This window comes from Thioclava sp. ES.031 (assembly GCF_002563775.1).
In the GTDB taxonomy this organism is placed as follows: domain Bacteria; phylum Pseudomonadota; class Alphaproteobacteria; order Rhodobacterales; family Rhodobacteraceae; genus Thioclava.
On record NZ_PDJO01000001.1, the window covers coordinates 1437590 to 1452988 of the forward strand.

A 15399-nucleotide genomic window follows, 5' to 3' on the forward strand; every position below is an offset into this window, starting at 1 on the left:
CCTACAGATAACTTGGCTTTGGCGCACTCTAGCCTTGCGAAAATGAGCATAAAAGGGGAAGTAACTCAAAAGCGTTTTGCATTTTTGCAAAGAGGGGCGCGATATGGACTGGGACGACCTGCGGATTTTCCTTGCCGTCGCACGGGCCGAGAGCCTGTCGGGCGCCGGGCGGCGTTTGAAGCTGGACGCGGCCACCGTGGGGCGGCGCATCGCGCGGCTCGAAGAAGGGGTGGGGGCGAAGCTCTTCGTGAAATCGCCGCAGGGCTACGCGCTGTCGGAATCGGGCGACCGTCTCCTGCCCCATGCCGAGGCGGCGGAGCAGGTCTTCGCGGGCGCCGATGAAGAGCTGTCCGGCATCGCGGGCCAGTTGACGGGGCAATTGCGGATCGGCGCGCCCGATGGCTGCGCGAATTACCTTCTGCCGCAGGTCTGCGCGAAGATCGCCGAGGACAATCCCGGGCTGGAGATTCAGGTCGTCGCCCTGCCGCGGGTCTTCAACCTCTCGAAGCGCGAGGCGGATATGGCGATCGCAGTGTCGCGCCCGACCGCAGGCCGCCTGACCGTGCAGAAGCTGAGCGACTATCACCTCAGCCTCGCCGCCCATCGCGACTATCTCGCGAAGGCGCCGCCGATCACCTGCAAGGAGGATCTGCGCCATCACCGGATGATCGGCTATATCCCCGACATGATCTTCGACAAGGAGCTGGATTACTTCGCCGAGACCGAGGCCGAGGTGATGGGGCTCGCGTCGAATTCAGCGGCCGTGCAGACCCGGATGATCGAGGCGGGCGCAGGCGTGGGCATCGTCCACGACTTCGCGATCCCCTTCGCGCCGGGCGTTCAACGGGTGCTGGGCGACGAGATCCGGCTCAACCGCGCCTTCTGGTTGATCCGCCACGCCGACGACCGCCGATCCGAGCGCCTGACCCGCTTCGCCGAAGCGCTGGGGCAGGGGTTGCGCGACGAGGTTGCGCGGCTAGAACACGCTGCGGTTGAAATATAATTGGCGGCCCCGTGAACCGCAAAGCCGTTGACAAATCTATGAAAGCAGTGGGACGCTTGAGTTTAGACGACGTTTTTCAAGGAGACGCCGATGCAGGTTATGCAGATTCTCAAGAACAAGGGCGAGATGGAAGTTTTCACCGTCGCCCCCGACATGAAGCTGAGCGAGGTCGTCGCCCTGCTTTCTTCCAAACGCATCGGTGCGGTGATCGTCTCGCAGGATGGGCAAACCGTCGACGGGATCGTCTCGGAGCGCGATGTCGTGCGTGAAATCGCCCGGCGCGGTGCCGATTGCCTTGTGATGACCGCCGGTGATGTCATGACCCGCGACGTCAAGCATTGCGCCCCGATGGACAGCACCGAAGAGGTGATGAGCCTGATGACCGAGGGCCGCTTCCGCCACATGCCCGTGCGCGAGAACGGCAAGATGGTCGGCGTGATCTCGATCGGGGACGTGGTCAAGGCGCGTCTGAACGAGCTCCATATGGAGAAAGAGTCGCTTCAGGGCATGATCATGGGCAACTGATGCCGCAATGCGGCATCTTCCCGCTTGCAATTAGCCACGCAATATAGTTGCGTGCGCTAACCTTTTTGGCGGGCGACGAGGGAGGATGCCATGCGGATCGGTCTTTACCCCGGAACTTTCGATCCGGTCACGCTGGGCCACCTCGATATCATCGAGCGCGCGATGGCTCTGGTGGATCGGCTCGTGATCGGGGTCGCGATCAACCGTGACAAGGGGCCGCTTTTCTCGCTCGAGGAACGCGTCGCCATGCTTCAGGACGAATGCGCGAAGATCACCGACCGCCGCGGCGGCGAGATCGTCGTCCATCCCTTCGAAAACCTGCTGATCGACTGCGCCAAGGATGTCGGCGCGAGCGTGATCGTGCGCGGCCTGCGCGCGGTGGCCGATTTCGAATATGAATTCCAGATGGTCGGGATGAACCGCGCGCTCGATTCCTCGGTCGAGACGGTGTTCCTGATGGCCGATGCACGGCGTCAGGCGATCGCCTCGAAGCTGGTGAAGGAAATCGCGCGGCTCGACGGGGATGTCTCGAAATTCGTTACCCCCGCCGTGCGCGATGCCTTGGTCAAGGCTTACGCCAAGGCCTGATCAGCCGTTCGAGGCGGCGTTGCCCGACGTGCCGCTCTGCTGCGATTTCTGCTGCATCTGAGTGCTGCCGCTCGCATTTGCCGAGGATTTCGTGGCGTTGCCCGCCTGCTGCGGCAGGTTGTCGAGACCCCATTGGTCGATCACGACGGAATCCTCGACGCCTTTCAGCGCAAGGTTCGCCTCGTAGTAATTGCCCGATTTGATGAGCTTGGACGCGTCCTGCAGATGGGCGAGCGACGCCTTCGCGGGCACCATCGCCGCCGAGATCGACACGTCGATATCATTGTCTTTCAGCGTCTTGGCGGCGGCTTTCGCGTTCCCCTGCGCCATCTGCTGATTGGCCTTGCCGACCGCTTTCTGGTTATCCGGCGTCACCGTGAAGCTTTCGCCAAGCGCGATGGAGCTGTCGAAGGGCAGGTAGGTCACGCCTTTCTTGCCCGCTTTCGAGGGCACGCCCCATTTGCTTTCGGCCTTCTCGGCGGCCTGCATTTTCGCGGTGGCGTCCTTGGTCATCTTGGTCGCCATGTCGGTATTGCCATCGAAGATCGCCAGACGCGCCGCGCGCACTTCGCGCATCGCCGTGTAGGCGTCATTGACCGTGGTCAGCAAGTCCTTGTCGGTCGAGCTTGCCGTGGTCTGCGAGACCGCGTCATTGCCTTGGCTTTGGGCGCTCTGCATCGCGGTGCCGCTTGAGTTGCTGTTGGAGCTCGTGGTGGCGGCATTGGCCATCTCAAAGCTCGCGGGGCCCGCGATCAGCGCGGAGGAGAGGGCGAGGGCGAGGAATTTCTTGCTGCGTTCCATGGGATATTCCCTTTCGTGATGGGGTTCAGCTAAGGCGGAGGCGCCGGGCGGCGCGCTCCATGGCCCTGAAACGTCCCGGATTTCAAAGGGTTCTATCACCATGCATCAAGGCTCGCGGCGCGGGTGAGAGGGCGCGTGCATGCTCTGCGAGCCGTGTGTGAGAGGTGAGCACGAAAAGGGCGGCCCAAGATGGACCGCCCCTTCGACTTTTTCACAATCTGCGGGGCGGTGCCCCGATCACGTTCAGATCAGCTTGCCCATCGCGACGGCGGTGTCCGCCATGCGGTTCGAGAAGCCCCATTCATTGTCGTACCAGCTCAGGATACGGACCATGCGGCCTTCCATGACCTTGGTCTGATCCATGTGGAAGATCGACGAATGCGGGTCGTGGTTGAAGTCGCTCGAGACGTTGGGCTTGTCGGTATAGCCGAGGATGCCCTTCATCGGGCCGTCAGCGGCGGCCTTGATCGCGGCATTGATCTCTTCGACGCTGGTGTCCTTGCCAGCCTCGAAGACGAGATCGACGACCGAGACATTCGGAGTCGGCACGCGGATCGCGACGCCGTCGAGCTTGCCGTTGAGTTCCGGCAGCACCAGACCCACGGCTTTCGCAGCGCCGGTCGAGGTCGGGATCATCGACAGCGCGGCGGCGCGGGCGCGGTAGAGATCCTTGTGCATCGTGTCCAGCGTCGGCTGGTCGCCGGTATAGCTGTGGATCGTGGTCATGAAGCCCTTCTCGATCCCGATCGCGTCATTGAGCGCCTTGGCGACGGGCGAAAGGCAGTTCGTGGTGCACGATGCGTTCGAGACGACGAGGTCGTCCGCGGTCAGCGCACCGTCGTTCACACCGAAGACGATGGTCTTGTCGGCACCCGCGGCGGGGGCGGAAACCAGCACGCGCTTCGAGCCGTTCTCGAGGTGGAAGGCCGCCTTGTCGCGCGCGGTGAAGATGCCGGTGCATTCCAGCGCGACATCGACATCGCCCCAGGGCAGTTCCTTCGGGTCGCGGATCGCGGTGACCTTGATCTTGCCGCGGCCAGCATCGATCCAGTCTTCGCCGGTCGTGACCTCATGCGGGAATTTGCCGTGCACGGAGTCGAATTGCAGCAGGTGTGCGTTCGTCTCGACCGGGCCGAGATCGTTGATCGCGATCACCTCGATATCGGTGCGCCCCGACTCGATGATCCCGCGCAGCACGTTGCGGCCGATGCGACCGAACCCGTTGATGGCAACTTTAACCGTCATATCCGTCTCCTCTGGCTGGCTGCCCGGCAGGGAGTTGCACGGGCAGGTCTTCCGTTAACGCTAACAAGCGCGTTCAGCGCCGAAGGTCAACGGGGTGCAGCCCGATGCTAGCGCCAGAACGCGACATATTGAACGAGATCGGCAGTTTTTTTCGCCAGAAACAGCAGGATGCGGCCGTCATCGGCAAACACATCCGCCAAAATAAGCAAAATGAGGAGGGCCCCAAGCCAGAGCGCGATCCGATTGGTCATCTATCCCCTTCGCGCGCCCTTGTTTGGCGCGTCAGTGCACGAGTCGCCCCATCGCCCCGGCCACATCGGCCATGCGGCAGGAGAACCCCCATTCGTTATCGTACCAGGCCAGAACGCGGACAAGCTTGCCCACGACCTTGGTCTGGTCCGGCGCGAAGATAGAGGATTGCTGCGTGTGGTTGAAGTCGATCGAGACCTTCGGCTCGGGGTCGTAGCCCAGCACCATGCCCATGTAGCCGGCGGCGGCTTCGCGGACGATCTCGTTCACCTCGTCGCGGGTGACGGTCTTGCGCGCCTCGAAGGTCAGATCGACCGCGGAAACATTGGGGGTGGGGACGCGCAGCGCGGTGCCGTCGAGGCGGCCTTGCAGCTCGGGCAGCACCTCGCCCAGGGCCTTCGCGGCGCCGGTGGAGGTCGGGATCATTGCCATCGCCGCGGCGCGGGCGCGATAGAGATCCTTGTGGCGACGGTCGAGCGTGGGCTGATCGCCGGTATAGGAATGGATCGTCGTCATCACGCCCGATTCGATGCCGATCGTGTCATTGAGCACCTTGGCGAGCGGCGCGAGGCAGTTCGTGGTGCACGACCCGTTCGAAACGACGTGATGCGCGGGCGTCAGCTCGCGATGGTTCACGCCGTAGACCACGGTCTTGTCGGCATCGGTCGCAGGCGCGGAGACCAGAACCCGCTTCGCGCCGCGACCCAGATGGACGGCGGCCTTGTCGCGGGCGTTGAACTTGCCGGTGCATTCGAGGACGACATCGACGCCGTCCCAGTCGAGTTCTTCCGGGTCGTAGGTCGACATCACGTCGATCGGGCCGCGCCCGAGGTCGAGCGTGTTGCCCGCAACCTTCACCTGCCCGCCGAAGCGGCCGTGGACGGAGTCGTATTTCAGGAGATGCGCATTGGTCTCGATCGGGCCGGTGGCGTTGATCTTGACGACCTGCACGTCGTTGCGCGCGGCTTCCGCGATATGCGCGAGCGTGCAGCGCCCGATGCGGCCGAAGCCGTTGATCCCGATGGTGACGGTCATGATGATCTCTCCGAAGCGCGTGATTTCGGCGCTGGATACCATTGCATGCAATTCGGGAAAAGGTTTTGAAACAGTATGTTAGCGTAAACACGCGGTGTTTGCGATAACATTGCGGGGCAGGGCGCGGCTTTGGCGCGAAGAGTGGCGCCGAACGGGGCGCGGCGACAGAATCTTTCGCTCAATCGTCGTCCTCTGCGACGAGGAAGATCTCTCCCGCGGCTTCCATCTCCCGGATTGCGGCGACAACAGCGCTCATCGCCTCTTCGGCGTCTTTCTCCTTCACCTTGCCCAGATTCGCCATCTCGTCGCGCAAGCTTTGCGCCATGCGCTGGGACATGTTGGCAAGAATGAACTCCGCCGCGGGTTGCAACGGGCCGGTCGCCCCGGCAAGCGCGACGGTCAGCTGCGTCTGATCGACCACGCGCAGCACTTTCGGGATGTCGCGTGTATCGATGCGGGCGGGAATATTGGCGAAGGTGAAGATCGCCTTCTTCACCTCGTCGGCGAAGGTCTTGTCCTCTTCCTCCAGCCCCTTGAGCACCGCGTCGCGGGTGGCAGAGGCCGAGTAGTTCAGGATCGCGCCCACCCGTTCCACCGGCCCGGAATCGAAGGCTTTTGGCGGGGTGGCATCCAGTTGCGCTGCGAGCGCCTGCCCGATCCGCAGCACGGTTTCGGGCGCGACATTTCCGGTCAGCGAGACCGCATAGGCGATCCGCCGCGCTTTCTCTCCGGGCAGCAGCCCGAGCAGCTCGGCAGATTTCGCGACCGACAGCTTCGACAGCATCACTGCGCCCACTTCGACGCTTTCGCCTTCCAGAACGGGCAGAAGCACTTCCGCGGTGAGGCCCGCGATCCGCTGCCACGGGTCGGCGCGCGAGGAGCCGGAGGCCAGCCTGCGCAAGCGGTTCGAGGCCGAGGGCGAGAGCTGTCCGTCGAGCAGCGACAGCGCGCCTTCCAGCCCGCCGGGGAAAGCGATGCCGACAGACTCCAATTCTTCGCAGAACTCTTCCACTACGCTGGTGATGGTGGAGCGGTCGACCAGACGCAGCTGCGCCACGGTCTCGGTCAGTTCGGTCTGTTGATCGTCGCTCAGCTCCGTCAGCGGCAATTTCAGCCCTTCGGAGGCGAGCAGCCGCACGATGATCGCAGCTTTCTGGCGCCGCGTAAGCGGTCCCGGCCGGGCGGATTTGTCGCCAGCCGAGTCGGACCCGGCCATATGACCGAGCGCCATGGGCGCGATCGCATTCACCGCGAGAACCTCCGTGCTGGGCATCGGCCGCGCGGGCGGCCAATGCGGTTTCGCGGTCAGCTTTGCACGGAGGCCGTTAAGACGGGATTACCGTCTCAGCGGTCAGCTGGACTGCAGGACGCAGGCACTCGCGTCCTTGTCCCAGACCTGGCCCTGCGGGCAGGACATGGAGGCTTGGTGGCCGCTAAAGCACTCGGCCGACGCGGCGAGCGGGGCGAGGATCAGCACGGCGGCTGCAAGGATGGTTCGGGTCATCTGCAATCTCCCTTTGCTAGATGCCCTAGGGTAAGCCCGAATCGCACGCGCCGCCTATAGTCGGCTGACATAGGCGGCGCGGAACGGGCTTGTTTCTCGATTATTCGCCGAAAACGCGGGCGAAAATCGTGTCGACATGCTTGGTATGGTAGCCCATGTCGAACTTCTCGTTGATGCCGTCGACGCCGAGAGCGGCCACGACATCCTTGTCGGCGAGCAGCTGTTCGCGGAAATCGACGCGCTCTTCCCAGACTTTGAGCGCATTGCGCTGCACCATCGCATAGGCGTCTTCGCGCGACACGCCGGCTTGCGTCAGCGCCAGCAGAACGCGCTGGCTCATCACCAGACCGGGGAACTTGTTCATGTTCGCGAGCATGTTCTCGGGGTAGATGATCATCTTGTCGACGACGCCGGCCAGACGGTTCAACGCGAAATCGAGCGTCACGGTCGCGTCGGGGCCGATGCCACGCTCGACCGAGCTGTGCGAGATGTCACGCTCGTGCCAGAGTGCCACGTTCTCCATCGCCGGGATCACGGTCATCCGCACGAGGCGGGCAAGCCCGGTGAGGTTCTCGGTCAGGACCGGGTTCTTCTTATGCGGCATCGCCGAAGAACCCTTCTGACCCATCGAGAAGAACTCCGCGCCTTCGAGCACTTCGGTGCGCTGCATGTGGCGGATCTCGATCGCGACGTTCTCGATCGACGACGCGATGACGCCCAGCGTGGCGAAGAACATCGCATGGCGGTCGCGCGGGATCACCTGCGTCGAGATCGGCTCCGGCTTGAGGCCGAGCATCTTGCAGACATGCTCTTCCACGCGCGGGTCGATATTGGCGAAGGTGCCGACAGCGCCCGAGATCGCGCCGGTCGCGACTTCTTCGCGCGCGGCCTGCAGGCGCGCCTTGTTGCGGTCCATCTCGGCGTAGAAGCGCGCGAAGGTCAGGCCCATCGTGGTCGGCTCGGCATGGATGCCATGCGAGCGGCCCACGCGGACCGTGTCCTTATGCTCGTAGGCGCGCTTCTTCAGCGCCGCCAGAACCTTGTCGAGATCGGTCAGAAGGATGTCGGCGGCGCGCACCAGCTGCACGTTGAGGCAGGTGTCGAGCACATCCGACGAGGTCATGCCCTGATGGACGAAGCGGGCCTCTTCCGAGCCCACATGTTCAGCCAGATGGGTCAGGAAGGCGATCACGTCATGCTTGGTGACGGCTTCGATCTCGTCGATGCGGTCGACGTCGAACTCGACATCCTCGGCCTTCCAGACGGCCTCGGCATTCTCTTTCGGGATCGCGCCCAGCTCGGCCTGAGCGTCGCAGGCATGCGCCTCGATCTCGTACCAGATTTTGAACTTGGTGGCGGGTTCCCAGATGTCGACCATCTCTTTGCGGGCATAACGCGGGATCATCGGCGGCCTCTTGATTGCGTGTGGTTGCGCGCTTGTTAGACTGCACCTGCCTTTGGGGCAAGGGAGAGCCAATGCCGCAGCTGTCGGATTTCGAGGGGAACTGGGTGCTGACGCGCCAAATCCTGCATGCGGATGGAAATGAGGCCCGTTTTGACGGTCATGCCTGCTTCGCGCCCGAAGGGGTCGGGCTGCATTATTGCGAGACCGGCGAGCTGGTGATGCCGGGCGGGCAGAGCTTTCACGCCGAGCGCAGCTATTTCTGGCGGGCCGAGGGCGGGCAGATTGCCGTGGCCTTCGAGGATGGCCGGCCCTTTCACAGTTTCGATCCGCTGAGCCCGGCCGCGAGCCATTGGTGCGATCCCGACGATTACCGGGTGAGCTATGACTTCGACGCGTGGCCCCGCTGGCGGGCGATCTGGCGGGTGCAGGGGCCGCGCAAGGATTACGAGATGATCTCGGACTATGTGCGCAGCGCGGGGCAGCCCTGACGCGGACGCTCTTGTCGCGGGCGGGGACGCGCGGCAATCTGCGGGGATGAAAGACCTTGTCGCCAATCCGGTCCTGCAAAACCGCCTGAGCTTCGCGCCCTGGGCCGATCCGCGCACGCGGCGGCTCCCGGGGGTGATCCCGGTCTCATATGAGGATTGGCTGGAGGTCGATGATGCCTATGCCGCGCAGATGGGCCTGCGCGACCGGCTGATCGAGGAGGCGCGCGATCTGGTGCTGGGCCTGTCGGATCACGGGCGGCCTGCGGCGGAAGAGCTCTACGATCTGGTGCTGCCGATGCTTCCGGCGCTGGGGTTTGCCTGCAGCGCGGAGACGGTCACGCGGCCCGATGGGGCGGTGGTTGCGCTGGATCGCACGGACCCGCTCGCCACGCTCGGGCGGCTGCTGCAATGCGATCTGTGCCTGATGGAAGCCGATGAGGCCGCGTTCGGCAATTCCGAGCATGTGCTGACCGGCGGTGTGCTGTGTTTTCCCTCGGGCTGGACGCTACGCGAGAAATTCATGCGCCCGATGATGCGCATTCACGAACCGATCGAGATCTACACCGACGATCTCGGCAAGCGGGTGCAGCGCTTGCTCGATGGCGTGCGTGAGGGCAGGGGGCTGATGCGCGGGACTGCCTCGCGCTCGGCGGCACATCTGCATGATCCGCGCTCGGAATACGAATTCGCCCACGCGCCCGCCGACGCCCCTTATATACGGGTGGAGCGGCAATGCCTGTTCCGCCTGCCGCACACGAATGCCGTGATCTTCTCGATCCACACCCAGGTGGTGCGGCCCGAAAGCCTGAGCCCGGATCAGGCGCAGGCCTTGGCCGAGCACCCGATCCGGCAGGCGGATTAAGCTTCCTGCATCAGCCGCCAGCGCGTCTCGGCCATATCCTGCGAGACCATGCCGGGGATCAGAAGCGCGTCGATCAGCCACCACAGGCCTGCGAGGCCAAGCGGGATGAAGCCGATCAGGATGGGCGACAGGAGCGTGCCGATCCCGGTCAGTGCCAGCATCACCACGCCGGAGAAGACGCGCCCCATATACATCCGGTGCACGCCGAGCATGGGCAGCATGAACCACAGCACATAGCCAAGCAGGGCCGATTTCTTCTCATTCGCGACGCGCTGCTCGATATAGAGGGCGCGGGCATCGTCTCGGGCCATGTTAATCTCCATAACATCTTCCCAGCCGATATGGGCAGTCGGGCCGCGGGATCAAGAGGGGCTCGGAAGATCCACCATGTCGGCGAGCTTGCGCAGGCGTCCGATTTCATAAGCTTTTAACCCAAGGCTACCTAAGGGAAGATTGGCGCTAATCGCCTTATGGGCGAGTATCGAAATCCTGCGGATTTCCTCAGTGCGTCGAAAATGTTGCATATAAAACAACAAGATAAATAACGACGATCAGAGACTTGTGATTTTTTGCCGTGATCTCTTTATAGCCCCGAGCCGCAACAATTGTCGGCTTTGGTCACAATTATGGACGAATCAAAAGTAAAAACCGGGTTAAAGAAAAGCGGGCTTGAAGGTTCGCACTCTGAGGTAGGGTAATAGGTGCGGAAATGTCGGATCTCTCGACCAATTTCGAGTTTGCAGGTGCAACGGGCGTAACTCCGACGCGGGCGCGCATTCTGCGCTACGAGGGCATGGGCAAGCGCCTGTTCGACATTCTCGCCGTGATCGCGATCCTTCCGGTTCTGCTGCCGCTGATCGCGCTTCTGGCGCTGGCGGTACGCGCCGATGGCGGTCCCGCCTTCTATTCGCAGATCCGCGTCGGGCAGGGCGGCAAGCGCTTCCGCTGCTACAAGCTGCGCACCATGCATGTCGATGCCGAGGCGCAGCTCGTGCGTCTGTGCAACGAGAACCCCGCGCTCGCGCTGGAATGGTCGGTGAACCAGAAGCTCGACGACGATCCGCGCATCACCCGCATCGGTCGCTTACTGCGCCGCACCAGCCTCGACGAGCTGCCGCAGTTCTTCAACGTACTCTGCGGGACGATGAGCCTCGTGGGGCCGCGCCCCTTCATGCTCGATCAGGAAGCCAGCTACAAAGGCGCGATGGGCCGGGCCTATTACAAGATGCGCCCCGGCATCACCGGGCTGTGGCAGGTCGCCGGACGTTCGACCACCGCCTTCGTGGATCGTGTGCGCTTCGACGAACGCTATTACGCGAGACTGTCGCTGCTGAATGATCTGTGGCTCTGCGTGATGACCGTCGCCGTGGTGCTGCGCCAGACGGGCAAGTAATTCCAACACCGGTTGCGAGAGAGAGACGGCTTGTAACCTGCCAACGGGCGCTCCCTTCGGGGGGCGCCCATCGTCTTTCAGCCTTCGACTTGCAGGAAGCGCAGCCCGCCCTTGTCGAGCCACGCCGCGCTCAGGAGCCCGGTCTCATAGGCGCCGGTATCGACCGCGATGCGGCCCTGATCGGCGACCGGTTGGTCTACGACCCAATGACCGAAGGCGATCCAGACCCCGTCGCGCCGGGTCATCTGCCCGAACCGGGGATGGCCCCAAAGCAGCGCATCGCGGCTTTGGCGTTCCATCGGGTGATAGGGATCGGCCCCCGCATGGGTCGCGGCGAAGCGCCCCTCGCGCCACATCGCGGGGCGGGCATCGAGCCATGCCAGCAGGTCCGGCCCCAGAGCACGGGCGAGGTCCATGCGCAGCGCGTCCAGCACCTCCGGGTCCGTCTCGCGCGGATCGGGCGGCGCGATGCCGTAGCTCTGCAACGTCTGCAATCCGCCCACGCGCAGCCAGCCGGCGGTGCGCGCATCGGGCGACAGCAGGAAGTCGAGCATCATCCGCTCGTGATTGCCCATCAGGCAGATCATCCGCGAGGGATTGGCAAGCTGCGCGGCATGCAGCGTCGCCAGAACCCGCGCCGAATTCGGGCCGCGGTCGATCATGTCGCCCAGCGTAATGATCCGGGCCTTTGCGCCTTGCGGTTCCTGCCCGATCCGCTCGAACATCTTGCCCAAGAGATCGGCGCGGCCGTGAAGGTCCCCGATCACGCAGATCGGCGCCTCCGGACGGGGCAGGCCATTGGGTGCCGAGGGAGCGGTCTCTGGTTTGAGACGGGAGAGTAGAGAGCGCAACATATGGGGAAATCCGGAGTTATGCGGGGTGGAAACCAACGCGTGGCTGGGACATAACCGTCGTAAGACGTGAGCGAAAGGGGCTCACTTAAAAATGGGCGGCAAACCGCCCCCGTGGCAAGGGCGGGTCTTGAGGGGCATGGCGAGACGCATTCTGATCGTGGTGGAGAACCTGCCGGTGCCGCTGGATCGCAGGGTCTGGCTGGAGGCCACGACATTGCGCGCGGCGGGCTACGAGGTCTCGGTGATCTGTCCGATGGGGCGCGGCTGGGACGCGGCCTATGAGGAAATCGAGGGCATCCATATCTACCGCCACCCCGCACCGCCCGAAGCCCATTCCGGCGCGGTGGCCTATGCGCGCGAATATTGGCATGCGATCAAGGCGTGGTTCCGGCTGGCGAAACAGGTGAAGCGCGAGCGCGGCTTCGACGTGATCCAGGGCTGCAACCCGCCCGACCTGATCTGGCTTCTGGCATGGCGCTATCGGCTGTCGGGCGTGCGCTACATGTTCGACCATCACGACGTCTGCCCCGAGCTGTTCGAGGCCAAGTTCGGCAAGAAGGGGCTCCTGTGGGCCGTGATGCGCATCTGGGAGCGGATCACCTTCGCCAGCGCCTCGGTGTCGATGGCCACGAATGAGAGCTTCCGCAAAATCGCGATCACCCGCGGCGGCATGGCGCCCGAGGATGTCTTCGTGGTCCGCTCCGCCCCGCGCGTCGAGACCTTCCTGCCCGGACCCGGCGATCCCACCTATCGCAAGGGCGCGAAGACGGTGCTCGGCTATATCGGCGTGATCGGGCAGCAGGAGGGGATGGACCTTCTGGTGCAGGCGGTCGAGCATCTGGTGCGCAAGCTCGGCCACACCGATCTGCATGTGGTGATCGTGGGCTTCGGTCCCGAACTGCCTAACGTGGAGGCCGACGTCGCGGCGCGGGGCCTGAGCGACTACTTCACCTTCACCGGCCCGCTCTACGGCGAGGACATGCTGGCGGCGATGAATGCGATCGATATCGGCGTCGCGCCCGATCCGAAAAACGCGATGAACGACATCTCCACCATGAACAAGGTCATGGAATACATGACGCTCGAGAAGCCCTTGGTGCAGTTCGAACTGACCGAAGGGCGGGCCTCTGCGGGGGAGGCCGCGCTCTATGCCCGCGCCAATGACCCGAAGGACTTCGCCGCCCGGATTGCGGCGCTGATCGAGGCGCCCGAACGCGCGCGTTCGATGGGGCGGCTGGGCCGGGCGCGGGTGCTCGATGCGCTGTCCTGGGATTTCTCGGCCCGACAGCTCCTTGCGGCCTATGATCGGATATTCTCCAAGCTGGGGAAATAAAGCCTGTTGATTGAGCGGAATTGTTTCTTATAAATCGTTCTTTTTGCTCAAGTTTCGCCAAGATTCCAGTTGCGCGCCGCCCCATTTGCGCCACAAACTCAAGGGGCGGACAGGGAGACGGTTCGCCCTATATCGTTAAGCATTCGACGTGGACCTTATATGGCGCATTGGAGGACATCGGCGGTGGCGTTTACCGCACTGGTTGTGACCGGTGTGGCCAGCTCTGCCTTCGCGGGTGATCTGCGCGAAACCGCGCCTCAAGCGACCGGTGATCTGACGGGCCGCGCGCTCTACGATCCGGTGGCCCATGCGCTCGCGATCGGGCTGACGCCCGCGATGGCCGATGCGCGCGTCGATCGTGCGATCAAAGCCGTGGAAACCTGCCCGCTTGTCTTCGATACCCGCAATCCGATCCCGGGCTGCTGGGGCGGGAGCGTCGCGCTGGGCTCGTAAGCCCGCTCAATCCGGAATCGAGGCGCTCAGCCGGGGCAGCGACTGCCCGATGAAGCGCGTAAGCCGCCGGTCGGCTGCGCGGATATCCTCGTCGCGGCGGATGGGCGTGACATAGCGCACCAGCGCGCCATCGGTCCGGCCGCGCGTGATCCCGTCCACGATCACCGACAGTTTCGCGCGCCAGTCGCTCGTCATCGCGCGGCCACGCCCGTCGAACCAGTAATAGACCAGTTGCCGGTTGAGCCCCTTGGTGATGATCGCGCGGTTGACCTCGAAGGGCGCGCGGTGGGGCAGGGCGATGCGATGCGGGCGGAAGGCGCTGACCTCCCAGCCGCCGACCGGCAGGCAGACCTCGGGAGAATGGATGCCGTCGCCTTGGCTCTGATCGGCATACCACGCGACAAACAGGTTCACCGGTGCGTCCTTAGAGGGATCGGCATAGACCGCGTTGAGGTAATCGCTCGCTGCCAGCACGGCTTCAGTGGCTGGCTCCAGCGGGCGGCGCGTGCCCTGCCAGCCATCGATCTGCGTCGGGAAGGACGACAGCGGCGCGCGCTCTGGCGGGAGCGTCGTCATCTGCGGCAGGCCCGACCAAAGCGCCAGCGCGACCCCCGTCAGGATGACCGCCAGCCCGAGATCGCGCGACGGCGCGAGGTTGCGCAAGCGACGCGCTTCCGGCGCGAAACGGCGATAATCGAGGTCGAGCGCCTCGGCGAGCGGTTTCGGCTCGGCCACCAGCCGCTGCAGCCCGATTGCGGTAAGGCTGAGGATCGCGATCGCCGCGCCGAAGATCACCCAGCCCTCGAAGACATGCAGAAAGCCCTCGGCCTGCTCGATGCCGTAAGCGTCAACAAGGATCGCGACCATGCCGATGCGCAGCGAATTCAGCAGAACCGTCAGCGGCGCGGCCATCACGAACAGCACCGCTTTGTGCCAGAACGGCCCGCGATAGAGGATGCCGAACAGGTAGGAAAAGCTGAGGATCGGGAAGAGATAGCGCAGCCCCGAACAGGCATCGGCCACCTGCAGCTTGTAGACGCCGAGGTCGATCACATTGCCGCTCAGATGCACCGGGATGTCCGCGGCGCGCACCAGCATCACGCCCAGCTCCGATGAGACGAGCTGAAGGGCGATGGTGAGTTTCCAGTAGAGGATTTGCGGCAGCGGCAGCATGAAGATCAGATGCAGCACCGGCTTCCAGTGGCGTTTTCCCGCCTGCCAGCCCATGCTCAGCAGCACCGCGCCCATCATCCAGACGATCAGCGCATAGGTCACGAAATCGGCGATCTGCGCGCGGGTGCCGAAAACGGCGAGGGCGAGGGCGAGTGCGATCACCGCGACGCCTTGCCAGCGCTGCGGCCGGGCCTCCAGCGTGAGCGGTGCGCGATGCAATTCGCGCGCGAATAGATAGAGCGAAATCAGTGGGATCAGCGACCCATGGCTGTATTCCGGCGTGGACCATGCGGCCCCGAGGCTCGCGAGCCCCAATGCGAAGAACGGATAGGAGAGGACGGCCAGCGTCAGCAGGCCGAGCGTCCCCCATGGCAGGGCACGCACCTCGCGCAGAGGGGGGCTCGTGGTGATCATCTCGACTGCTCGCTCATAGGCCGTCTGACGCGGCGCTTAACATGAGCTTACCCTGCGAGAGCTTTGATCCAAAG

General features: G+C 63.9%; 18 protein-coding genes. 8 read left to right on the forward strand and 10 right to left on the reverse strand.

What is annotated here, in order from left to right; genetic code table 11:
* Positions 1-103: 103 nt before the first annotated feature.
* From AXZ77_RS06965 to coaD, 3 genes are all read left to right on the forward strand, one after another.
* Positions 104-1003, forward strand: a complete 900-nt coding sequence (locus tag AXZ77_RS06965) for a LysR family transcriptional regulator (protein ID WP_078519397.1) — start codon at positions 104-106, stop codon at positions 1001-1003.
* 90 nt (positions 1004-1093) lie between these two features.
* Entirely contained in the window at positions 1094-1528 is a 435-nt protein-coding gene (locus AXZ77_RS06970) for a CBS domain-containing protein (protein WP_098410589.1), read from the forward strand.
* A gap of 90 nt (positions 1529-1618) precedes the next feature.
* The gene (coaD, locus tag AXZ77_RS06975; protein ID WP_098410590.1) at positions 1619-2116 is read left to right on the forward strand and encodes a pantetheine-phosphate adenylyltransferase; all 498 of its coding nucleotides are present in this window, start codon (positions 1619-1621) and stop codon (positions 2114-2116) included.
* Here the strand turns inward: coaD and AXZ77_RS06980 are convergent, their stop codons facing one another.
* The 7 genes from AXZ77_RS06980 to purB form a co-directional block, all read right to left on the reverse strand.
* Positions 2117-2917 carry a YfdX family protein gene (locus tag AXZ77_RS06980; protein WP_176535980.1) on the reverse strand — a complete coding sequence of 267 codons (801 nt, stop codon included), beginning with the start codon at positions 2915-2917 and terminating at the stop codon, positions 2117-2119. It abuts the gene before it with no gap.
* Between the two features lie 243 nt (positions 2918-3160).
* Positions 3161-4162: a type I glyceraldehyde-3-phosphate dehydrogenase gene (gene gap, locus AXZ77_RS06985; protein ID WP_098410592.1), complete on the reverse strand. Its 1002-nt coding sequence runs from the start codon at positions 4160-4162 to the stop codon at positions 3161-3163.
* Between the two features lie 107 nt (positions 4163-4269).
* A complete protein-coding gene (locus tag AXZ77_RS06990; protein ID WP_078546665.1) occupies positions 4270-4413 on the reverse strand; it encodes a glyceraldehyde-3-phosphate dehydrogenase in 144 nt (47 codons plus the stop codon).
* Positions 4414-4444: 31 nt separating this feature from the next.
* The gene (gene gap / locus AXZ77_RS06995; protein WP_078519392.1) at positions 4445-5446 is read right to left on the reverse strand and encodes a type I glyceraldehyde-3-phosphate dehydrogenase; all 1002 of its coding nucleotides are present in this window, start codon (positions 5444-5446) and stop codon (positions 4445-4447) included.
* A gap of 178 nt (positions 5447-5624) precedes the next feature.
* Positions 5625-6662, reverse strand: coding sequence for a flagellar motor switch protein FliG (locus tag AXZ77_RS07000; protein WP_176536093.1), 1038 nt, complete (start codon positions 6660-6662; stop codon positions 5625-5627).
* A 135-nt stretch (positions 6663-6797) separates the two neighbouring features.
* Positions 6798-6950, reverse strand: a complete 153-nt coding sequence (locus tag AXZ77_RS07005; protein ID WP_098410593.1) for a chitin-binding domain-containing protein — start codon at positions 6948-6950, stop codon at positions 6798-6800.
* A gap of 100 nt (positions 6951-7050) precedes the next feature.
* Positions 7051-8355 carry an adenylosuccinate lyase gene (purB, locus tag AXZ77_RS07010; RefSeq protein WP_098410594.1) on the reverse strand — a complete coding sequence of 435 codons (1305 nt, stop codon included), beginning with the start codon at positions 8353-8355 and terminating at the stop codon, positions 7051-7053.
* 71 nt (positions 8356-8426) lie between these two features.
* On the opposite strand from purB, the gene AXZ77_RS07015 reads away from it, so the two are divergent.
* Positions 8427-8843, forward strand: coding sequence for a DUF6314 family protein (locus tag AXZ77_RS07015; protein WP_098410595.1), 417 nt, complete (start codon positions 8427-8429; stop codon positions 8841-8843).
* A gap of 46 nt (positions 8844-8889) precedes the next feature.
* Positions 8890-9705 (forward strand): DUF3445 domain-containing protein, encoded by an 816-nt coding sequence (locus AXZ77_RS07020; protein WP_098412462.1) that lies wholly within the window; start codon positions 8890-8892, stop codon positions 9703-9705.
* On the opposite strand, the gene AXZ77_RS07025 is transcribed toward AXZ77_RS07020, so the two are convergent.
* A complete protein-coding gene (locus AXZ77_RS07025; protein ID WP_098410596.1) occupies positions 9702-10016 on the reverse strand; it encodes a TM2 domain-containing protein in 315 nt (104 codons plus the stop codon). The two genes, AXZ77_RS07020 and AXZ77_RS07025, sit on opposite strands and share 4 nt — an antisense overlap.
* Before the next feature lie 398 nt (positions 10017-10414).
* Between AXZ77_RS07025 and AXZ77_RS07030 the strand changes: the two genes are divergently transcribed.
* Complete coding sequence (locus AXZ77_RS07030) at positions 10415-11098, forward strand: sugar transferase (RefSeq protein WP_255266431.1); 684 nt, start codon at positions 10415-10417, stop codon at positions 11096-11098.
* Positions 11099-11175: 77 nt separating this feature from the next.
* Here the strand turns inward: AXZ77_RS07030 and AXZ77_RS07035 are convergent, their stop codons facing one another.
* Positions 11176-11865, reverse strand: a complete 690-nt coding sequence (locus AXZ77_RS07035) for a metallophosphoesterase (protein ID WP_255266432.1) — start codon at positions 11863-11865, stop codon at positions 11176-11178.
* A gap of 223 nt (positions 11866-12088) precedes the next feature.
* Between AXZ77_RS07035 and AXZ77_RS07040 the strand changes: the two genes are divergently transcribed.
* A complete protein-coding gene (locus AXZ77_RS07040) occupies positions 12089-13285 on the forward strand; it encodes a glycosyltransferase family 4 protein (RefSeq protein WP_098410598.1) in 1197 nt (398 codons plus the stop codon).
* 183 nt (positions 13286-13468) lie between these two features.
* A complete protein-coding gene (locus AXZ77_RS07045) occupies positions 13469-13738 on the forward strand; it encodes a hypothetical protein (RefSeq protein ID WP_098410599.1) in 270 nt (89 codons plus the stop codon).
* Positions 13739-13744: 6 nt separating this feature from the next.
* On the opposite strand, the gene xrtD is transcribed toward AXZ77_RS07045, so the two are convergent.
* Positions 13745-15325, reverse strand: a complete 1581-nt coding sequence (gene xrtD, locus AXZ77_RS07050; protein WP_098410600.1) for a VPLPA-CTERM-specific exosortase XrtD — start codon at positions 15323-15325, stop codon at positions 13745-13747.
* Positions 15326-15399: the final 74 nt, after the last annotated feature.